Source organism: Thioalkalivibrio sp. ALJ1 (assembly GCF_000745395.1).
Taxonomy (GTDB): Bacteria; Pseudomonadota; Gammaproteobacteria; order Ectothiorhodospirales; family Ectothiorhodospiraceae; genus Thioalkalivibrio.
This window is the reverse complement of the sequence record NZ_KN050684.1, coordinates 170,827-190,265: the sequence shown is the minus strand read 5'-3', so window position 1 is coordinate 190,265 and position 19,439 is coordinate 170,827. Positions and strand designations below refer to the sequence as shown.

General features: G+C 66.2%; 17 protein-coding genes, 1 tRNA gene and 1 pseudogene. 7 read left to right on the top strand and 12 right to left on the bottom strand.

Annotated elements, in window-relative coordinates:
* The first annotated feature begins 15 nt into the window (after nucleotides 1-15).
* Nucleotides 16-2,775 (top strand): cation-transporting P-type ATPase, encoded by a 2,760-nt coding sequence (locus tag F462_RS03230; RefSeq protein ID WP_038051517.1) that lies wholly within the window; start codon nucleotides 16-18, stop codon nucleotides 2,773-2,775.
* A 13-nt stretch (nucleotides 2,776-2,788) separates the two neighbouring features.
* On the opposite strand, the pseudogene F462_RS03225 reads toward F462_RS03230, so the two are convergent.
* The 3 genes and pseudogenes from F462_RS03225 to F462_RS03215 form a co-directional block, all read right to left on the bottom strand.
* A pseudogene (locus tag F462_RS03225) lies at nucleotides 2,789-3,748 on the bottom strand (diguanylate cyclase domain-containing protein); the annotation flags it as partial.
* A 163-nt stretch (nucleotides 3,749-3,911) separates the two neighbouring features.
* The gene (locus F462_RS03220) at nucleotides 3,912-4,436 is read right to left on the bottom strand and encodes a c-type cytochrome (RefSeq protein WP_038051515.1); all 525 of its coding nucleotides are present in this window, start codon (nucleotides 4,434-4,436) and stop codon (nucleotides 3,912-3,914) included.
* A complete protein-coding gene (locus F462_RS03215) occupies nucleotides 4,436-5,017 on the bottom strand; it encodes a hypothetical protein (RefSeq protein ID WP_038051512.1) in 582 nt (193 codons plus the stop codon). The genes F462_RS03220 and F462_RS03215 overlap by 1 nt, the downstream gene beginning before the upstream one ends.
* A 148-nt stretch (nucleotides 5,018-5,165) precedes the next feature.
* On the opposite strand from F462_RS03215, the gene F462_RS14060 reads away from it, so the two are divergent.
* The gene (locus F462_RS14060) at nucleotides 5,166-5,570 is read left to right on the top strand and encodes a hypothetical protein (RefSeq protein WP_371180511.1); all 405 of its coding nucleotides are present in this window, start codon (nucleotides 5,166-5,168) and stop codon (nucleotides 5,568-5,570) included.
* 232 nt (nucleotides 5,571-5,802) lie between these two features.
* Here the strand turns inward: F462_RS14060 and F462_RS03205 are convergent, their stop codons facing one another.
* The 7 genes from F462_RS03205 to ispB form a co-directional block, all read right to left on the bottom strand.
* Nucleotides 5,803-6,465 carry an O-methyltransferase gene (locus F462_RS03205; protein WP_038051510.1) on the bottom strand — a complete coding sequence of 221 codons (663 nt, stop codon included), beginning with the start codon at nucleotides 6,463-6,465 and terminating at the stop codon, nucleotides 5,803-5,805.
* Entirely contained in the window at nucleotides 6,466-7,542 is a 1,077-nt protein-coding gene (locus F462_RS03200) for an SO_0444 family Cu/Zn efflux transporter (RefSeq protein ID WP_038051507.1), read from the bottom strand.
* A gap of 78 nt (nucleotides 7,543-7,620) precedes the next feature.
* Nucleotides 7,621-9,795, bottom strand: a complete 2,175-nt coding sequence (gene spoT / locus F462_RS03195; RefSeq protein ID WP_038051505.1) for a bifunctional GTP diphosphokinase/guanosine-3',5'-bis pyrophosphate 3'-pyrophosphohydrolase — start codon at nucleotides 9,793-9,795, stop codon at nucleotides 7,621-7,623.
* 12 nt (nucleotides 9,796-9,807) lie between these two features.
* Nucleotides 9,808-10,083: a DNA-directed RNA polymerase subunit omega gene (gene rpoZ / locus F462_RS03190; RefSeq protein WP_017941888.1), complete on the bottom strand. Its 276-nt coding sequence runs from the start codon at nucleotides 10,081-10,083 to the stop codon at nucleotides 9,808-9,810.
* A 61-nt stretch (nucleotides 10,084-10,144) separates the two neighbouring features.
* Nucleotides 10,145-10,795, bottom strand: a complete 651-nt coding sequence (gene gmk / locus F462_RS03185) for a guanylate kinase (protein ID WP_018141887.1) — start codon at nucleotides 10,793-10,795, stop codon at nucleotides 10,145-10,147.
* Between the two features lie 102 nt (nucleotides 10,796-10,897).
* A tRNA-Pro gene (locus F462_RS03180) sits at nucleotides 10,898-10,974 on the bottom strand.
* Nucleotides 10,975-11,094: 120 nt separating this feature from the next.
* Nucleotides 11,095-12,063, bottom strand: a complete 969-nt coding sequence (gene ispB, locus F462_RS03175) for an octaprenyl diphosphate synthase (protein ID WP_038051503.1) — start codon at nucleotides 12,061-12,063, stop codon at nucleotides 11,095-11,097.
* Nucleotides 12,064-12,355: 292 nt separating this feature from the next.
* Here ispB and rplU point away from each other — a divergent pair, with 292 nt between their 5' ends.
* The 4 genes from rplU (at nucleotide 12,356) to proB (ending at nucleotide 15,243) form a co-directional block, all read left to right on the top strand.
* A complete protein-coding gene (gene rplU / locus F462_RS03170; protein ID WP_018141885.1) occupies nucleotides 12,356-12,667 on the top strand; it encodes a 50S ribosomal protein L21 in 312 nt (103 codons plus the stop codon).
* A 30-nt stretch (nucleotides 12,668-12,697) separates the two neighbouring features.
* A complete protein-coding gene (rpmA, locus tag F462_RS03165) occupies nucleotides 12,698-12,958 on the top strand; it encodes a 50S ribosomal protein L27 (protein ID WP_018141884.1) in 261 nt (86 codons plus the stop codon).
* A 78-nt stretch (nucleotides 12,959-13,036) separates the two neighbouring features.
* A complete protein-coding gene (gene cgtA, locus F462_RS03160) occupies nucleotides 13,037-14,110 on the top strand; it encodes an Obg family GTPase CgtA (protein ID WP_018141883.1) in 1,074 nt (357 codons plus the stop codon).
* Nucleotides 14,104-15,243 carry a glutamate 5-kinase gene (gene proB / locus F462_RS03155; protein WP_018141882.1) on the top strand — a complete coding sequence of 380 codons (1,140 nt, stop codon included), beginning with the start codon at nucleotides 14,104-14,106 and terminating at the stop codon, nucleotides 15,241-15,243. The genes cgtA and proB overlap by 7 nt, the downstream gene beginning before the upstream one ends.
* Before the next feature lie 288 nt (nucleotides 15,244-15,531).
* Here the strand turns inward: proB and xseA are convergent, their stop codons facing one another.
* Nucleotides 15,532-16,950, bottom strand: coding sequence for an exodeoxyribonuclease VII large subunit (gene xseA / locus F462_RS03150; protein ID WP_038051501.1), 1,419 nt, complete (start codon nucleotides 16,948-16,950; stop codon nucleotides 15,532-15,534).
* A 13-nt stretch (nucleotides 16,951-16,963) separates the two neighbouring features.
* Entirely contained in the window at nucleotides 16,964-17,737 is a 774-nt protein-coding gene (locus F462_RS03145) for a DUF4197 domain-containing protein (protein ID WP_038051500.1), read from the bottom strand.
* Between the two features lie 193 nt (nucleotides 17,738-17,930).
* Between F462_RS03145 and guaB the strand changes: the two genes are divergently transcribed.
* On the top strand, nucleotides 17,931-19,391 hold the full coding sequence (gene guaB, locus F462_RS03140; protein WP_038051498.1) for an IMP dehydrogenase: 1,461 nt from the start codon (nucleotides 17,931-17,933) through the stop codon (nucleotides 19,389-19,391).
* Nucleotides 19,392-19,439: the final 48 nt, after the last annotated feature.

Genomic DNA, 19,439 nt, shown 5'->3' with positions numbered 1-19,439 from the left:
AGCAGGGCGTTGCCCATGGCCGAGACCTCTGAACCCACCGACTCGGGCGAAACCCGTGAAGCCCCCGCATGGCACAGCCGGACTGCGGAGGAGGCGCTCGAGCACTGGGATTCCGCGCGTTCAGGCCTGACGGCCGCCACGGCCGAAGATCGTCTGGCGCACTATGGGCCCAACCAGTTGCGCCCGCCCGAACGGGCCGGTGTCCTGCGGCGCTTCCTGCGCCATTTCCACAATATCCTGATCTACATTCTGCTGGTGGCCGCGCTGGGGACGGCGTTGCTGGGCCACTGGGTGGATACCGGCGTGATCCTCGCCGTGGTGCTCATCAATACGCTGATCGGTTTTGTCCAGGAGGGCAAGGCCGAGAAAGCCCTGGATGCCATTCGACGCATGCTGTCGCCGCGGGCCCTGGTGACTCGGGGTGACGAACGCCGCGAGATTCCCGCCGAGCAGCTGGTGCCTGGGGATGTCGTGCATCTGCAGGCAGGCGACCGGGTGCCGGCCGACCTGCGGTTGTTCGAGACCAAGAACCTGCGTCTGGAAGAGGCGGTGCTGACGGGTGAGTCGGTGGCCGTGGAGAAGGATACGGCTGAGGTCGCGCTGGAGGCCGATCTTGGAGATCGCCGTGGGATGGCGTTCTCCGGGACACTGGTGGCCTTCGGCCGCGGCACGGGCGTGGTGGTGGCGACTGGCGAGTACACCGAGATCGGCCGCATCTCCACCATGCTTGGCGAGGTCGAGGGGCTGGAGACGCCGCTGGTCCGGCAAATGGAGCAGTTCGGGCGCTGGCTGGCCGCGGTGATTGTGGTGATCGCGATGGCCACCTTCGCCTTCGGCTACTGGGTGCGTAGCTACCCGCTGGACGAGATGTTCCTTGCGGCCGCGAGTCTCGCGGTGTCCTCCATCCCCGAGGGGTTACCCGCGATCATGACGATCGCGCTGGCGATCGGGGTACAGAAAATGGCGCGGCGCAATGCCATCATCCGCCGCCTCCCGGCGGTCGAGACCCTGGGTTCGGTCTCCACGATCTGTTCCGACAAGACCGGTACGCTGACCCGTAACGAGATGACCGCCCAAACCCTGCGCACGGCAAGCCGCGAGATCTTTGTCAGTGGGGTGGGGTATGCCCCGCAGGGTGGGTTCGTCGAGGACGAGCGGGACATCGATCCGGACGAGGACCCCTTCCTGATCGAGGTGCTGCGTGCGGGGTTGTTGTGCAACGACGCGCAGCTCTATCACCAGGGCGATGACTGGGTCATGGAGGGCGACCCTACCGAGGGCGCGCTGATCACCCTGGCCCGCAAGGCGGGTCTGGACCCCCATCTGGAAGAGGAGCGCCTACCCCGCACGGACGTGATTCCGTTTGAGTCGGATCACCGCTATATGGCGACCTTGCATCATGACCACGAGGGTCATGCACGTGTGTTCCTGAAGGGTGCGCCAGAGCGGGTGCTCGAACTGTGTGACCAGCAGCAGGTTAGTGCCGAACGCGGTGAGGCCCTCGATGCGAATCACTGGCACGCCGCGATGGAGGCGGTCGCGGCGCGCGGCCAACGGCTACTGGCCGTCGCGGTGCGCGACACCGACACCGAACGACGCGAGCTGAACTTCGACGATGTCGAGGCCGGCGGGTTCACTCTGTTGGCCCTGCTGGGGATTATCGACCCGCCGCGCGAAGAGGCTATCCGCGCCGTGGCCGACTGTCAGGCGGCGGGCATCGATGTGAAGATGATCACCGGCGATCATCTGGCGACCGCCCGCGCGATCGGCGTGCAATTGGGCTTGGGGCGTGATGCCAAGGCGCGTTCGGGCCACGAGCTGGAGGGCCTGGAGGAGAGCGAACTGGCGGCGCTGGCAGAGCGCACGGACGTCTTCGCGCGGACCTCGCCGGAGCACAAGCTGCGGCTCGTTCAGGCGTTGCAGAAGAACGGCCGGGTGGTCGCGATGACGGGCGACGGGGTGAACGATGCCCCGGCGCTGAAGCGCGCGGACGTGGGCGTAGCGATGGGCGGCAAGGGGACCGAGGCGGCCAAGGAAGCCTCGGAGATGGTGCTGGCGGACGACAACTTCGCCTCCATCGCCCATGCGGTTGAGGAGGGCCGCACGGTTTACGACAACATTCGCAAGGCCATCCTGCACATGCTGCCGACCAATGCTGGGCAGTCATTGACCATCATGATGGCGATATTGATGGGGCTGGCCCTGCCGCTGACCCCGGTGCAGGTCCTGTGGGTCAATATGGTGACCTCGGTGACGTTGGCCATGGCACTCGCCTTCGAGCGCGCCGAGCCGGGCGTGATGCAGCGTCCGCCCCGGGCACCGAATACGCCGCTTCTCTCCGGCTTCCTGCTCTGGCGCATCCCCTTCGTGGCCTTGCTGTTGTGGGCCGGCACCTTCGGTCATTTCGTGTACATGGGGATGCTCCCAGATGTGTCCGAAGAGGTGGCGCGCACGGTCGCAATCAACACGCTGGTGGCGGGGCAGGCCTTCTACTTGCTGAACCTGCGGCTGATTCATCAGCCCGTGTTGCCGGGTGGGGAGCTGTTTCGCTCGCGTGCGATGTGGCTGGCTATTGGATTGTTGATCCTGCTGCAGCTGGCCTTCACCTACGTGCCGGTGATGCACACGTTGTTCGGCACCACGGCCGTTCGTCTCGACGACTGGATTCGCATCCTGGCGTTCGGGATGCTGGTGTTCGTGATCGTGGAGCTGGAGAAACTGGTGGTGCGCCAGGTACTGGCCCGCCGTCGCGGCATATCGCCCCAGACCGTTTGATTCATCAGCGTCTCCCTAGGCGGGCGAGGGTGTCGTCCGGGCGATTGGCCGCGGGCCCTTGTGGCCGCGAGACGGTGTCGTCCTGGCGCAAAGCACTCAGCAGGCGCTGGCCGACGCGCACCAGCAATTCGACCCCCGCCGGGTGCCCCAGGCTGTCGTTGATGGTCTTGAAGCGGTCGATATCGACGAACAGGACCGCAAACAGGTTGAAGGACTCGCGGGTGGCCCGAGTGATGGCATGGGCCAGGCGGTCGTGAAACAGCCGGCGATTCGGCAGCCTGCTCAACTGGTCGTGCGAGGCGTCGTGGAGAAGGCGTTCCTCGTGGCGGTTGCGCTCGATCACGCGGCCAAGCTGCACCCCGATTTGCCACATCAGCCAGAGCAGGTCGGGGTCGGTGGGCTGATGCTCGGTGGCAAAGAACTCAAGGACACAGGCGACCTCGTCCTTGACCATCACCGGGAAGGCAAACCCGGAACACAGATCGCTGGCCGCTGCCTGTGGTTAACGCGGGAAATTGCCGTCGGTGTTCAGATCCTCGATCCAGGCGGGCTCGCCGTTGGCCAGCACACGACCGGGCAGTCCCTCCTCAACTTGGAACGCGCGGTCCTCGGTGCGTTGGTGAAATGCGGTGAACGGTTTTGCGGTGGCGAGGTGCTAGATGCCGGTGGGATTGAGCTCGCTAGTGCCGCCGTATTCATCATGCCGGGCGAGGTAGGCGTGGCCTACCGGCCAGTCGAGGAAACGCCCGATCGCGGAGAGCGCGGTGCGCAGGACATGAGCGATCGAGTCGGACTGGTTGGCTGTCGAGGCAATGGTGTTGAGCAGCTCGATCTGCTGCTGCTTGGCGTAGACGTCCTGCAGCCTGCTCTCGGCCAGGGTCTCCGCATGGCGCCTTGCCTCGCGCTCTTGTTCGGTGAGAGCTTGCAGGCGGAGTAGTTCACCATCCGCGCGGTCTTCGGCGCGTCGATTCACGCGTACCCCCGCGAACCGGGAACATCGTCGTGCTGGCAGGCATCAAGCATGGGCCACTCCCGGCCGTTCCCCCGAGGGGTGCGTTCCCTGTCAGTATCGACAGGACGCAGATGAGCCGCCTGTCATTCCGGGCGCATGGTACGGTCGGTGCGGGCCCGATGCATCAACGGGCGTGTTCGCCGTGTGTAACCCAGGGTTCGCCCATCGCCTCTTCCCAGTCTTCCTGGGTGGGGTGATTGCGGTCGTAGCGCTGCCAGGCCTCGAAGATCTCATCCGGCCAGTGCCATTGCAGCCAGGCGATGATGGCTTCGACGTCGTCTTCCGACAGAGTGTCCTCGAAGCTGGGCATTGCGCCGCCGCGCGCCTCGGCCCCATAGCGGATCATGTCCTTTAGCTGCCAGTACGGGTGATGCCAGGTGTGGGCAGTGCCGTCTAGCGGAGGCGGCGGGAGTGTGCCGTCGGGATTTCGCTGACGCCAGTTCTCGGCCCCTTCACGCTGTTCCCCGTGACAGGCGATGCAGTGCTGCTGGTAGAGCCGTTCCCCGCGCTGCAGGATCTCCGGATCGGTCGTGCGCTGGAGATGTTCCGGCTCCCCCGTTGCCGCACCGAAGCCGTCACAGCCCATCAGCCCGGAGGATGCCAGGGCTACGACGATGGCGGCCCCCAGCCAGTGAGTGGGTCGCTGCATCAGTCCTGGAGGTCCGGTTCCTCGGCCTGTCCGGCCGGTTCGTCACTGCCACGGAACGAGTCGCGTACCGAGCCCCACGCCTTGCGCGAGCCGTCGCGGATGCCGCCCCAGGCGTCGCGGGCCCCTTCGCGTACGCCGCCCCAGGCACTGGAGGAGCGGTCGCGCATGTCGCTTGACCATTCGGCCAGGTTGTTGCGTTCCTCGACCAGGCCATCGTAGGCGCGTTCGCGGCGCTCGCGAGTGGCATCACTCAGATCATCCCAGCCCTCACGGATGTTGGTGCCCAGGCGATCCAGTTCGCGATCCATCGCGTCCAGAGTCTCGCGGGTACGCGACCGCGTGGCCTCGCCGGCCTCGGCACCATCTTCCTGGAGTTCCTCGCGGGTCTCGGCCCAGGATTCGCGCAACTCCTCCATCTCGCTGGCGGTGGCATCGTCGTCCATCGCTGCATCTGCGTCGTCGCTGGTCGTGGGTTCGTCCCCCGCGTGCGTATCGTGGTCGGCGGCATACAGGGGGCTTGCGGCCAGCATCAGACCACACAGCCCGGCGAGCAGGATGGGGCGCAGTTCGAGCAGGTTCATGTCGGTTCCTCCGAGGTGCCGCGGGGCGGCAAACCCATGATGTTGATCTCTCATGGTAGGACGTTTCGCGGTCCGGTATGTTTCCCGGGAGAGGATCATTTGCGAGGCAGTCCACGTGATGTACTGGAGAAGGCAGGTTGCAGGGGGTGTGCTGGCGCTGCTTCTGGCGGGTTGCGCTACGTCGACCCCGGATCCGGATGATGACGGCGCGTCCGCGGGGCTGCCCGAGGGATGGGAACCCGCGCCGACAGCCTTCGAGGCCCAGGCGGTGCCATCGCTCGAGCCGATGGTGATGCCGGGTGCAGCAGTGATGGAGTGGTTCGCGGCCAGTGGCTGGAAATCCGGCCTGGCCGTCGATTACGCGGGGCTGGAGATCGACCAGCCGCGGCCGGAACGCGCGGAGGTCCGCCTGACCGGGCTGCGTGATGATGCCGTCGAGGCCTACGAATTCCGCCTGGAACTGGAGGAGAAGGAGGCGGGCTGGGTGGTGCGCGCGGTGGAGCGTCGCGCCATCTGTCGCCGCGGCCTCGCCGAAAGCGGCCTCTGCCTGTAATGTTTCCCGAGGCCCTTGGCAATCTTCGAGCCCAAGAAAGCGATTCACAGGAAGATGGGAAGACGGGAAGAAATTCTGAATGAGCAATGCGTTGGTGGTCCCTGGGCTGGCCATTTCATCTTCCAATCTTCGCGTCTTCCTGTAGATCGTCCTTGACCTTGACCTTGACCTTGGACGGTCCCTTCTCCGTGTTCTCTGTGTCCTCCGTGGTGAATCCAGAGCCGCGTCGGGTTCAGCGGCGGCGGGCAAGGGTCAGGCCGTCGCCGATGGGGGTGAGCGAGAGGTCGATGCGATCGTCATGGTGCAGGGCCTCGTTGAAGGCGCGGATCGCGAGCGTGTCGGTGCGGGTGTCGTCGGGGTTGGCGACCGTGCCGTACCACAGGGTGTTGTCGACCAAGATCAGGCCGCCTGGGCGCACCAGGCGCAGGCAGTGTTCGAAATACCCCGGATAGCCGGTCTTGTCCGCGTCGATGAAGGCCAGGTCGAAGGTGCCGGCCTCGCCGGCGGCCTCCAGCGCTTGTAGTGAGTCCCGGGCTTCGCCCTGTTCGAGTCGGATGCGCCCCGCGACACCCGCGCGTTCCCAATAGCGGCGTGCGGTGGCGGTCCATTCCGCACTCTTGTCCAGGGTCACGATCTCGCCGTCCTCCGGCAGGGCCAGGGCGATGGCCAGGGCGCTGTAGCCGGTGAAGGTGCCGATCTCCAGGTAGCGCCGCGCACCCATCAGCTTTGCCAGTAGGGCCATATATTGCCCCTGTTCCGGGGCGATCTGCATGTTTGCCTCGGGCAGGGCCGCGGTCTCATTGCGCAGTTCAGTCAGCAGGGCCGGTTCGCGCAGCGAGTGGTCCAGCAGATAGCGATAAAGCGGCTCGTCGAGTCCGATGGAACGGTTGGACATTCATGTACTCCCGGGGTTTGGACGAGGCATCAGGCGGTTCAGCGGGCCCCGCAGGATCGGTGTGGCCAGCACGACCAGAACGCTCAGGGCGGTCCACTCGAGCCAGGCGGGCAGCAGCTCGCCGGCGGTCCCCATCTGGGTAGCGACGTCCACCCCGGTGCGGGCCAGCCCGGCATCCAGGGCCAGGCCCAGTGCGATGGTGGTGACCGCGATACCGGTCAGATAGAGGATCAGGGCCGGGGTGCCGAGTTCGCGGCGGAACACGCCCAGGGTCGCCAGGCTGGTGATCGGCGCGGCCAGAAGGAATACCAGCACCGTGCCGGGCGAGACCCCGGCCGCGATCAGACCCACGGCGATGGGCGTTGCCGCGGTCGCGCAGAGGTACATCGGGATGCCGATGATTGCCATCATCAGCATCGCCGGCAGGCCCGAACCCCAGGCCGCCAGTGTGGCGGGTGGGACCAGGGTGAGCAGGGCGCCGGCGACCAGCAGGCCGATCACCAGCCACAGGCGGATGTCGTCGAGGACATCGCGAAAGGCGTAGTGGAGCCCGGCGGCCAGGCGCGCGGGGAGGCGGTCCGGCGTTGTGGGTGGGGTGCACCGGTCGTCGGTCCCGCAACAACCGCCGCCGTTGTCCGGCGCGACCTCGGTTGTGTCCGGGGCGTGTGATTCGGCGCGGGTGCGCCCGACCAGAAGACCCGTAGTGATAGCGGTGACGATGGCGCCCAGGGCGCGGGTCACGGCCATCAGTGGGCCCAGTAAGGCGTAGCTGATCGCGAGCGAGTCCACGCCTACGCCGGGGGTGCCAATCAGGAAGGCGGTGGTGGGCCCGCGTCCGGCGCCGCCGCGGTGCAGGGCCAGCGCGGTAGGGATGGCACCGCAGGAGCAAAGCGGCAACGGCGCACCGATCATCGCGGCGCGCGCGGTGGCGGCCAGGCCGGAACCGCCGAGCCAGCGCTGCAGGACTGTCTCCGGCATCAGCGCCTTGACCGCACCTGCGGCCAACAGGCCCAGCAATAGCCAGGGCGCCGCGGTGAGTGCGACGCCCAGCGTTTCCTTGAGGATGTCGAGGATCATTTCCCGATCTTCCCCCGCGTCCGGGGCTCCTGCAAGAAGGCCGTGCACCGACTGGCGGATCGGACCGCCAGCCGCGGGTCAGCCGCGCTGGCGGGAGATGCGGAGAACGTCGGGCAGGCGTCGCAGGCCGCGCATAATCTGCGCCAGGTGCTGACGGTCGCTTACGGTCAGCAGGAAGGTCATCGCGGTGGAGTGGCCGTCCTGCTCGTTGAACGAGATGTGTTCGATGTTGGAGCCGTGGTCGGCGATGACCGCGGCCATGTCGGCCAGCGCGCCGCGGCGGTTAGCGGTGCGGGTGCGGACCGCGGCGGTGAACTGGAGCTGCGGCTCGTGCGACCACTCCAGCGCGATGGTTCGATCGCTGCGCTCGCGGCTCTCGTGCAGCACATTGCGGCAATTCTCGCGATGTACCACCAGCCCGCGTCCGGCGCTTAGCTGGCCGATGATGGGATCACCGGGGATGGGGTGGCAGCAGCGCGCGTAACTCAGCACCAGACCTTCCGTGCCCTTGACTGCAAGGGTGGTCGTGGCCGCCGTGGTATCCGGTTCCGGACTGTCCTTGCCGACCATCTGGCGGGCAACCAGCGTCGCCATGCGATTCCCCAGGCCGATATCGATCAGCAGTGCATCCAGATCCTCCAGCTGCATCGCGTCCAGCATCTGGTCCAGCCGCGCTGGCGAGATATGCGACAGGTGGCTGTCCAGGGTCTCCAGGGCCTTCTCCAGCAGACGCTCGCCGAGCGTGCGCGCCTCCTCCGATTGCATGGATTTCAGGCAATGGCGGATGCCGGTGCGGGCCTTTCCGGTGACCACGAACGACAGCCAGGCCGGATTGGGGCGGGCTCCGGGGGAAGTGACGATCTCGACGGTCTGGCCGCTTTGCAGGCGTACGGACAGTGGGGCGAGCTGGCGGTCGATCTTGGCGGCCACGCAGCGGTTGCCGACGTCCGAGTGCACGGCATAGGCGAAGTCGATCGGGGTCGCGTCGCGCGGAAGGACCAGAATGTCGCCGCCGGGGGTAAAGGTGTAGACCTCGTCGGGGAACAGGTCGACCTTCACGTTCTCCAGGAATTCGATGGAGTTGCCGACGCTGTTCTGGATCTCCAGTACGTCCTTCAACCAGTCGCGTGCACGGCTCTGCGCGGTACGCGAGGACTCACTGCCGGCCTTGTACTGCCAGTGTGCGGCGATGCCGCTTTCGGCTACGCGGTCCATCTCGGTGGAGCGGATCTGGATCTCGATGGGAATGCCCTGTGGCCCGAACAGGATGGTATGCAGGGACTGGTAGCCGTTGGACTTGGGGATCGCAATGTAGTCCTTGAAGCGTCCCGGGACCGGTTTGTAGAGGTTGTGCACCAGCCCCAGAGAGCGGTAGCAGGTGTCGATGTCGTCCACGATGATGCGAATGGCGAAGACGTCGAACACCTCTTCGAAGGAGTGGCGCTTGTCGCGCATCTTGCGGTAGATGCTGTACAGGCTCTTCTCGCGGCCCGAGATGCGCCCGACGATCCCTGCGGTCTCCATCCGCGAGCAGATCGCCTGCTCGATATTGCGCATGGGTTCGCGGCGGTTGCCCCCGGCGCGGTGGACCGCGCGTTCCAGCACCGCGGCGCGCCACGGATGTTTGGCCGAAAAGCCGAGCTCTTCCAGCTCGCGGCGCATGGCATTCATGCCCAGACGCTGGGCAATCGGGGCGTAGATCTCCAGCGTTTCCTTCGCGATGCGGCGGCGCTTGTCCGGCCGCATCACGCCCAGGGTGCGCATGTTGTGGAGGCGATCGGCGAGCTTGATCAGGATCACCCGGATATCGCGGGTGATCGCCAGCATCATCTTGCGGAAGTTTTCGGCCTGGGCCTCGGCCTTGGACTGGAACTGCAGGTGGGTCAGTTTGGAGACGCCATCGACCAGCTCCGCGACCTCTTCGCCAAACTCGGCGTGGATGCGGTCCTTGCTGGTGGCCGTGTCCTCCATTACGTCGTGCAGGATGGCGGCGCTGATCGCCTGATGGTCCATCCGCATCTCGGCCATGGTGCGGGCCACGGCGAGCGGGTGATAGATGTAGGGTTCCCCGGTCTTGCGGGTCTGGCCTTCGTGGGATTCCGCACCCAGGAGGTAGGCGCGATAAACCTCCTCGACCTCGCCCGGCTCGAGGTAGGCCTCGAGCTCGGAGCACAAATCGCTAATCAGGAATCGGGTCGAGTCCCCCCGGGGCGTACTGGTGGCCCCGGGAGCAACTGGCTCGCCAGCGGCCATAAAGGGGAGCTCCTACCGTTCGTCGGCTTCCAGCTGTTCCAGATGGCGGATCGTGCTGAAGTCCAGCATCTGGTTCTGGGGCCGTTCGTCGTGTTCGTCGAACACTTCGGTACCGACCACGCCGGCGGCGATTTCGCGCAGGGCGATCACCGTGGGCTTGTCATTGTCCTCGGGGACGCGAGCTTCCTTCCCGTGGGCGATGTGACGGGCCCGACGGGCAGCCATCAGCACCAGTTGGAAACGGTTTTCGACATTTTCGAGGCAGTCCTCGACGGTGACGCGTGCCATCGGATACTCCGGTCAGTAAATCGTTGAAACTCGTGTAGGGAAAGCACCCCACGTCTGCATGTTACGCCGACCCCGGCGCCCCCGCCAACAGATTCCCTATCGTGGATGCGGATCGGATCTCCTGTTCCACGGTGCGCAGGCGGTTGGCGCGAAAGATACTGGCGAGATCGCGCACGGCCTGGTCGAAATCCTCGTTGACCACGGTGTAGTCGTACTCGCGAAAGTGCGTGCAGTCGGATTCGGCGTCGCGCAGGCGGCGCTGGATCACGTCTTCCGCATCCTGTCCGCGGCCGCGCAGGCGGCGCTCCAGCTCGTCGCGCGAGGGTGGCAGGATGAAGATGGAGTGGGCATCCGGCACGGCGGCGCGCACCTGGCGCGCGCCCTGCCAGTCGATCTCCAGGATTACGTCGACACCGGCCTCCAGGCGTTCTTCGACGCTGCCGCGAGAGGTGCCGTAGAAATTGTCGAAGACCTTGGCGTGCTCCAGGAGCTGGCCGTCCTCGATCATTCCAAGGAAGGTCTCTGCGCTGACGAAGTGGTAGTGCTCTCCGTCGACCTCGCTGTCTCGCGGCTTGCGCGTGGTGTGCGAGACCGAGACCTCGACCGCCCGCTCGGATTCCAGCAGGGCCGCTACCAGGCTCGTCTTGCCGGCACCCGACGGCGCGGAAATGATGTAGAGAGTGCCGCGAACGGCCTGGGAATTGGCGGTCATGGACGTGTCCGCAGGACCTGAGCGTGATCGGGACCTGGCCGTCTCCGGGGCGGGCTTTTCAAGCCGGGCCACAGGCCGGAACACCAGGGTCAAGAAGAAGATTGGTCGGAGTGAAAGGATTCGAACCTTCGACCCCTGCCTCCCGAAGGCAGTGCTCTACCAAGCTGAGCTACACTCCGAACCGAGCCCGTTATTATGCCGAGCCTCCGAGGATGTGTCCATGCCTCGGGCGGCCAAAAATTTGGAATGCGAGCCCTCGTCGTCAAGGGAGGCGCTGGCTGAGTCGCGGGTCTCCTCACCTAATGGTTACGTCCGACTGCGAAGCGGGCCAGATCGATCAGTGCCTGTCGGTGGGGCGAGTCGGGCAGGGTGCGGATGGCCTCGATCGCCGCCTCGGTCTCGGCCTCGGCGCGGGAGCGAGTGTAGTTCAGGCTGTTGGTGTCGTGCACCACCTGCAGGACCGGCTCGACCTGTTCGCGGCCGCCATTCTCGATCGCCTGACGCACGATTCTCTGCTGATCGGGTGTGCCCATGCGCAGTGCATGGATCAGAGGCAGGGTCGGTTTGCCCTCGGCAAGGTCGTCGCCCATGCGCTTGCCGGTCACCTCGTCGTCGGAGGAGTAGTCGAGGACATCATCGATCAGCTGGAAAGCGGTGCCCAGGTGCATGCCGTAGCGGGCCAGCGCCTGTTCGTCGGCCTCCGGGCGCTCGCCCATGATGGCCCCCAGCTGGCAGGCGGCCTCGAACAGCTTGGCGGTCTTCGACTGGATGACGTGCATGTAGCGCTGTTCGTCCACGTCGGCGTCGTGGCAGTTCATCAGCTGCATCACTTCGCCTTCGGCGATCACGTTGGTCGCGTGGGAGAGGATCTCCATCACGCGCATGGAGCCGACCTCGACCATCATCTCGAAGGCGCGCGAGTAGAGGAAGTCACCCACCAGCACCGCGGCCTCGTTCCCGAAGATGTGGTTGGCGGTCTCGTTCCCGCGACGCAGCTCGGAGGCATCCACGACGTCGTCGTGCAGCAAGGTTGCGGTGTGGATGAATTCCACCACCGCCGCAAGCGTCACCGGGTCCTGGCCCTGCACATGGCAGGCCCGCGCCGACAATGTGGCCAGCAGGGGGCGCAGGCGCTTGCCGCCGGAATGGATGATGTAATGCCCGAGCTGGTTGATCAGCACTACCGGCGAGCTCAGCCGTTCGCGTATGCACTGGTCGACGGCCTGCATGTCGTCGGCCGCCAGTTCTCGGATCGAATCGATGGGCATGGGGTCAGGCAAGCAGGCTCGTGAGGTCGTCGGGAGTGGCTCTGTAGGCACCCGGTGGGGCGGCGCACTACACTAGGGAAAGGTCGGTCAGTGTACAAGTTCGCGCGTCGGGGCGGAGCGCCCGTATCCCGTGCAGGTCCGCTTTGCCGCCCCGCGGGCGCCGGGGCATCCCGTTTGGGTTGCGCGTAAAGATTGACCCGAGAGGGAAGCGCTGCTAGCATTTCCGCCCTTTCGCGAGACCAGCTCCCAGTCGGCTGGTCCACACAAGGTATCGCAACGGAGTCCCAGGGAAATGTACGCGATCATCGCAACAGGTGGTAAACAATATCGCGTCGCCGAAGGCGACGTGCTTCGCATCGAAAAGCTCGACGCCGAGGCCGGCTCCGAGGTCGAATTCGACCAGGTGCTGATGGTCGGTGCGGGTGATGATGTCCGCGTCGGGGCCCCGCTGGTGGACGGTGGCAAGGTCACCGCCAAGGTCGAAGACCATGGCCGCGCGAAGAAGATTCACATCATGAAATTCCGGCGGCGCAAGCACTCCCAGAAGCAGATGGGACACCGCCAGCATTACACCACCGTGCGCATCACCGGCATCGCCGGCTGATCGCCCGCAGGCATTCAGGAGAGCTGAACCATGGCACATAAAAAGGCAGGCGGCAGTACCCGCAACGGGCGCGATTCCGAGAGCAAACGCCTTGGCGTGAAGCGCTTCGGCGGTCAGGTCGTGCGCGCCGGCAATATCCTCGTTCGTCAGCGCGGGACGCAGTATCATCCCGGCGAGGGCGTGGGTTGTGGCAAGGACCATACGCTGTTCGCCAAGGTCGACGGCCAGGTCGTCTTCAAGGTGGGCGGTCGTCACAACCGCCGTTTCGTGAGTATCCAGCCGCAGCAGTAAGCCGGCCGGTCAGCGAAGCGTTCGCGAAAAGCCCCGTTCGACGGGGCTTTTTTTGTTCTGTACTGCGGGAAGCAAGCAATGAAGTTCATCGACGAAGCCACCATTACGGTAAAGGCCGGCGACGGCGGCAATGGCTGTGTCAGCTTCCGCCGCGAGAAGTACATCCCGTTTGGCGGGCCCGATGGGGGTGACGGCGGCGATGGCGGCTCCGTGTGGCTGGTCGGTGACGAGGGTCTGAACACCCTGGCCGACTTCCGCTATCAGCGCCGGTTTGACGCCGAGCGCGGCGAGAACGGCATGGGCCGTCAGCGCACCGGGGCCTCGGGCGAGGATCTGGAGATTGCGGTGCCGGTCGGTACCCAGGTACGCGATGCCGAGACCGACGAAATCCTGGGCGATGTCACCCATGAGGGTCAGCGCCTGCTGGTGGCTCAGGGTGGTTTCCACGGGCTTGGCAACACCCGGTATAAGTCCTCCACCAACCAGGCGCCGCGTCAGAGCAAGCCGGGTACGCCGGGCGAGCTGCGCAAGTTGTCCCTGGAACTGATGGTGCTGGCCGATGTGGGTCTGCTGGGTTTGCCGAATGCCGGTAAGTCCACGTTGCTGGCGCGTGCCTCCGCGGCGCGCCCGAAGATCGCCGATTACCCGTTTACGACCTTGATCCCACAGCTCGGCGTGGTGCGCATCGGGATTAATCAGAGCTTTGTGATTGCTGATATCCCCGGGTTGATCGAGGGCGCGGCCGAAGGGGCGGGCCTGGGCACGCGCTTCCTCAAGCATCTGGCGCGCACCCGCTTGTTGTTGCACGTGGTGGATGTGGCCCCGCCGGACCCCGAGGCGGATCCGCTGGTGGATCTGCGCACCGCGATCACCGAGCTGGAACGCCATAGTGACGACCTGGCCGCGCTCCCGCGATGGGTGGTGTTGAACAAGCAGGAATTGCTGGACGCCGAGGATCTCGCCGCCCTGGTCGAGCGTGTGCGCGCGGATCAGGGCGAGGAGCACCCAGTGTTCACCATCTCGGCCGCGACGGGCGAGGGTGTCGATGCCCTGCTGCAAGCCGTGATGCGCCACATCGAAGAGACGGCGCAAGCCGCGGCCGAGGCCTCTCGCCGCAATGCGGCTGCCAAGCCGGAGGATACGTCGTGGTAGACGCGGCCGCTACCGCGCGTGCGCTGCCGGCCATCCGGCGGGTCGTGATCAAGATCGGCAGTGCGTTGATCACGGCCGACGGGGCCGGGCTGGATCGTCCGGCCCTGGAGTCCTGGGCGCACCAGATTGCGGCCCTGCGCCGCCGTGGCCTGGAAGTGATCCTGGTCTCCAGCGGCGCGGTGGCCGAAGGGATGCGGCGGCTGGGTATGACCGAGCGGCCGCATCAGCTCCATCGCGTGCAGGCCGCGGCGGCCGTCGGTCAGATGGGCCTGATCCAGGCCTACGAGCGCGAGTTTGCCAGCCACGACCTGCACGCCGCCCAGGTCCTGCTGACCCACGATGATTTGGCCGATCGGTCCCGCTACCTGAATGCCCGGAGCACCATCCAGGCCTTGTTGGAGATGGGCACGATTCCGGTAGTCAACGAGAACGACACGGTTGCCTACGAGGAAATCCGTCTCGGCGACAACGACACCTTGGCGGCCCTGGTCGCCAACCTGGTAGTGGCCGATTTGCTCCTCATCCTGACCGACCAGGATGGCCTGTTCGATCGCGATCCCCGCAAACACGCCGATGCCCAGCTGATCCAGGAGGGGCGCGCCTCGGATGCGGAGCTGCACCGCTACGTCGCCGCCGATTTTGGCCGTCTGGGTCGGGGTGGGATGGCGACCAAGCTACTGGCGGCCGAGCGGGCGGCACGCTCCGGCACGCATACCGTGATTGCCTCCGGCCGCGAGGCGCAGGTGATGGGGCGGGTGCTCAAGGGTGCGCCGCTGGGCACCTGGCTGAAGCCGGACCGTGAACCCCTGGCGGCGCGCAAACGCTGGTTGGCGGATCAGTTGCACTCGCGTGGCCAGCTGCAGCTGGATGCCGGCGCCGTCCGTGTGCTGCGCGAATCGGGCAGCAGCCTGCTGCCGGTGGGGGTGGTCGGTGTCGAGGGTGATTTCCGCCGTGGCGAGATGGTCACCTGCGTGGACCCGGAGGGTGTGGCCGTTGCGCGCGGGCTGACGAATTACGCGGCTAGCGAGGTTCAGCGCATCCGTGGACAGCGCGCCGATCGCATCGAGGCCGAGCTCGGTTATTTGCTGGAGCCGGAGCTGATCCACCGAGACAACCTCGTCCTGCTCCCCTGATCGACGCCGGTTACCGCTGTCCTGCGCGGGTCTGTTGAACCACGGTTGTGGGAGCCTGCTTGCAGGCGAAGCCCCTGCCCGCGTCCGACTCTGGCAGGGGCTTCGCGTGCAAGCACGCTCCTACGGCGTTTGGAGATGCTGAACAGATATCCGGATTCCCGGCGGGGCTGGGCTTGTAGCGGCCGACCCTGCGCCGCTCCTCCTGATCCCTTCGCACGCTTCCCGTCTTCCTGTTACACGCGATTGTCTCGGCGCCCTTTGTGGTTAAGGATCAGGAGGTCGAGTGCTTCAGTCGTCGCAGTGGGTGGCGGTCACGTCGAGGTCCAGGCGGCCGCGGGCAAGGCGGGCGCGCAGGTGCTCGCCGCTGGCGGTTTGTTCCGCGCGGCGCAGGACGTCGCCCTGTGTGGTCTGCAGGATCGCGTAGCCCCGCTCCAGTACCGCTTCCGGGTCCAGTGAACGCAACTGGCGGGCGCTGGCGTCCAGTTGTCGCTGGCGGGTGGCCAGGGCCTGGCGGGTGGCCGTTTCGAGCTGGCGATGCAGGCGGGCCAGGGTGTCGCGGCGTTGTGCGATGTCGTGGTCGGGGCGCACGCGGGCAAGGCGTTGGCGCAGGTGGTCCAGGCGCATGTGGGCAGAGGCCAGGCGATTTCCGGGCGAGGCCCCGGCCAGGCGCAACTGGGCGCGTTGCAGCCGTGCCTGGGCGCGTTCGTACATGCGCGACCAGGCGCGGTTCATGCGTTCGCGCTGGTCGTCCAGACGTTGTGCGTCGCGTTCCAGGAGCTGACGCGGGTGGCGGCGCTCCAGGCGGGTGTGTAATGCGATCAGGGTCTGCTGGTGACGCGCGATGTGCTGGCCCAGCAGGCCGGTCAGGCGTTCCCGGGCCCGCGCCAGTTGGTGGCGCAGGGTTGCGGCATCCGGACTGACGGCCTCCGCCGCGGCGGTGGGCGTGGAGGCGCGCAGATCGGCGACGAAGTCGGCGATGGTGGTGTCGGTCTCGTGCCCGACGCCGGTCACGACCGGGATCGGGCAGGCGGCGATGGCGCGCGCGACACTTTCCTCGTTGAAGGCCTGCAGGTCCTCCAGCGAGCCACCGCCACGGGCGAGGATGACCACGTCGACCCGGCCCTCGGCCGCCGCCTGTTCTAGCGCCGCGACGATTTGACCGGCGGCCTGCTGGCCCTGGACGGCGGTGGGATAGAGCGTGACCGGCAGCAACAGCGGGAAACGCCTGGCCAGGGTGCGCTCGATGTCGTGGCGCACGTCGCCCTGGGTGGAGGTGATCACGCCCAGACGGTGGGTCCAGGCGGGCAGCGGCTGCTTGCGCTCGGCGTCGAACAGGCCCTCGGCGGCGAGTTTCTCCTTGAGCCGCTGGAAGGCCGCCAGCAGGCGCCCCTCGCCGGCCGGTTGCAGGGCTTCGACGATGATCTGGAACTGTCCGCGCGCGCCATAGATCCCGGCACGTCCCCGGATCTGTACTGCGTCGCCGTCGGCGAAGCGTGCGGCCTGGCGGGCCTTGCCACGGAACAGCACGCAGTTCACCGAGGCGTTCTCGTCCTTCAGCGAGAAGTACTGGTGCCCGGAGGCGTACTGGCGCAGGTTGGAGACCTCGCCTTCCACGCGCACCAGACCGAGACCATCACGCAGCAGCCCATCCGCACACTGGTTGAGTTCGGTAACCGAAAAGACTGGGGGGCTATCGCTATCGCTCATGCGGGCCTCGCGGTTACAAGCGGCTGAAGACGCGCTGGAAGACGTCGGTGCCACGTCCGAACGGGTCGACGCGCAGGCGCGCCTCTTCTTCCGAGAGGGCGTGGAACAGCCCGTCCATGGTGTGTTCCAGGACGTGGCCGACCAGATCCAGACGGACATTGGCCAGGAATGGAATGTCACGCATCTGGGACTCGATCTCGCCGTAGGTGCTCAGGGCGTCGACGGTGCCCAGACTGTTTTCCACCGCCGGGCGCATGGCCTCGGTCAGGCGGGGGCGCATCTCCTGTTCGAGGTACCGGGTGGCTGCGTCCTCGGGGCCGAGCAGGATGCTGCGGGCATCCTCAAGATCCAGCGCGAAGATGGCCCGGATGAAGGGCTCCCTCGCCTCCCAGGCGGCATCTTCGGCCGCGCGGCTCATGCGTTCCTCCAGGGCGCCCAGCGGGGCGGCCATCCCCAGGCGTCCGAGCGATCGCCGCGTCGTCGCCAGCACCTCGGGCAGGGGGATACGGACATCCGGGTTGCCATAGAAGCCGTTGCGCCGGCTCAGCGTCTCGGAGGCCGCATGGGTCGCGATGACCAGGGCCTCGTGCACCGCTTCAATCAACTCCGCGGTGGAGAGCCCAGACAGGTCGGGTCGCCGGGTGATCAAGGACATGAACATGTCCTGGCCGAAGCGCCACCAGTCGGCACGCGCGCTGGCGGGGCTGACCAGCCCCAGACCAGGGACCAGCAACAGGGCCAGCATACGGCGACGTGTGATGCGGGCCGGGGGCACGCGCTCGGGCATGGATACTCGCCTGGCGAAGGGCTCGGGGTGGATCTGCATCGTATCAGGGTACCGTGCGGGCGTCTGTGTTTGACCCGCGCCGGCGCGATTGTGCTTGTCCCGGAAGGGCCCAAATTCTATACTGAAGGGCTATTTATCTGCCTCCGGGTCTCCTCCCTCTATCGGTCCCGGTGGGCCTGGCCTGGAGTGGTGCATGCGGATACTCGGTGAAGCCCTTACGTTCGATGATGTGCTGCTGATCCCGGGACATTCGAATGTCGTTCCGCGTGATGTTGATCTGACCACGAAGATCACCCGCGAGATCAAGCTTTCCGCTCCGGTGGTGTCTGCGGCGATGGACACGGTCACTGAAGCCAATCTGGCGATCGCGATGGCCCAGGAGGGTGGGCTTGGCGTCGTCCACAAGAACATGTCGGTCGAGGCCCAGGCCGCTGAGGTCCGACAGGTCAAGAAATACGAAAGCGGCGTGATCAGCGAGCCGATCACCATCGGCCCCGAGGCCAGTATTGGTGAGGTGGTCGCGCTGACCGAGGCCAATCATATCTCCGGCGTGCCGATCGTCTCGGGTAACGATCTGATGGGCATCGTCACCTCGCGCGATCTGCGCTTCGAGACCCGCATGAACGCCCCGGTCTCCGAGATTATGACCCCGCGCGAGCGCCTGGTCACCGTGCCCGAGGGCGCCGACCGCCAGCATGTGCTGGAGCTGCTGCATAAGCACCGCATCGAGAAGGTGCTGGTGGTGAACGATGACTTCCAGCTGCGCGGCATGATTACCGTGAAGGACATCCAAAAGTCTACCGAGCACCCGAACGCCTCCAAGGACGAACGTGGCCGCCTGCGTGTGGGTGCCGCGGTAGGCGTGGGTGATGGCACGGACGAACGGGTGGCCGCGCTGGTCGAGGCTGGCGTGGACGTGCTGGTGGTGGATACCGCGCACGGACATTCCCAGGGCGTACTGGATCGCGTGGCCTGGGTGAAAAAACACTATCCGGACGTGCAGGTGATCGGTGGCAATATCGCCACGGCGGCTGCCGCGAAGGCACTGGTTGCGGCCGGGGCCGATGGGGTAAAGGTCGGGATCGGGCCGGGTTCGATCTGCACCACCCGCATCGTGGCCGGGGTTGGAGTGCCGCAGATCACCGCGATCTCCGATGTCTCCGCGGCGCTTGAGGGGACCGGCGTGCCGATGATCGCCGACGGCGGTGTGCGTTTCTCGGGTGATCTGGCCAAGGCCATCGCTGCGGGTGCCAACTGCGTGATGCTGGGTTCGATGTTCGCCGGCACCGAGGAAGCTCCGGGCGAGGTCGAGTTGTACCAAGGCCGTTCCTACAAGATCTACCGCGGTATGGGTTCGCTGGGTGCGATGCAGCAGGGCTCCTCGGATCGCTATTTTCAGGACCCGAACAGCTCGGCCGACAAGTTCGTGCCTGAGGGCATCGAGGGCCGGGTGCCGTACAAGGGTTCGATCGTTGCGATCATCTACCAGCTGATGGGCGGGCTGCGTTCGTCCATGGGCTATGTCGGCGCGCATAACATCGAGGAGATGCGGACCAAGCCGCACTTCGTGCGAGTGACTGCGGCCGGGATGCGCGAGAGCCACGTGCACGACGTCTCGATCACCAAGGAAGCCCCGAACTACCGCATGGACTGACCGGGCCTTGCCCGGTCCTCGTAAGCACCCCGGCCATCCCTGGCCGGG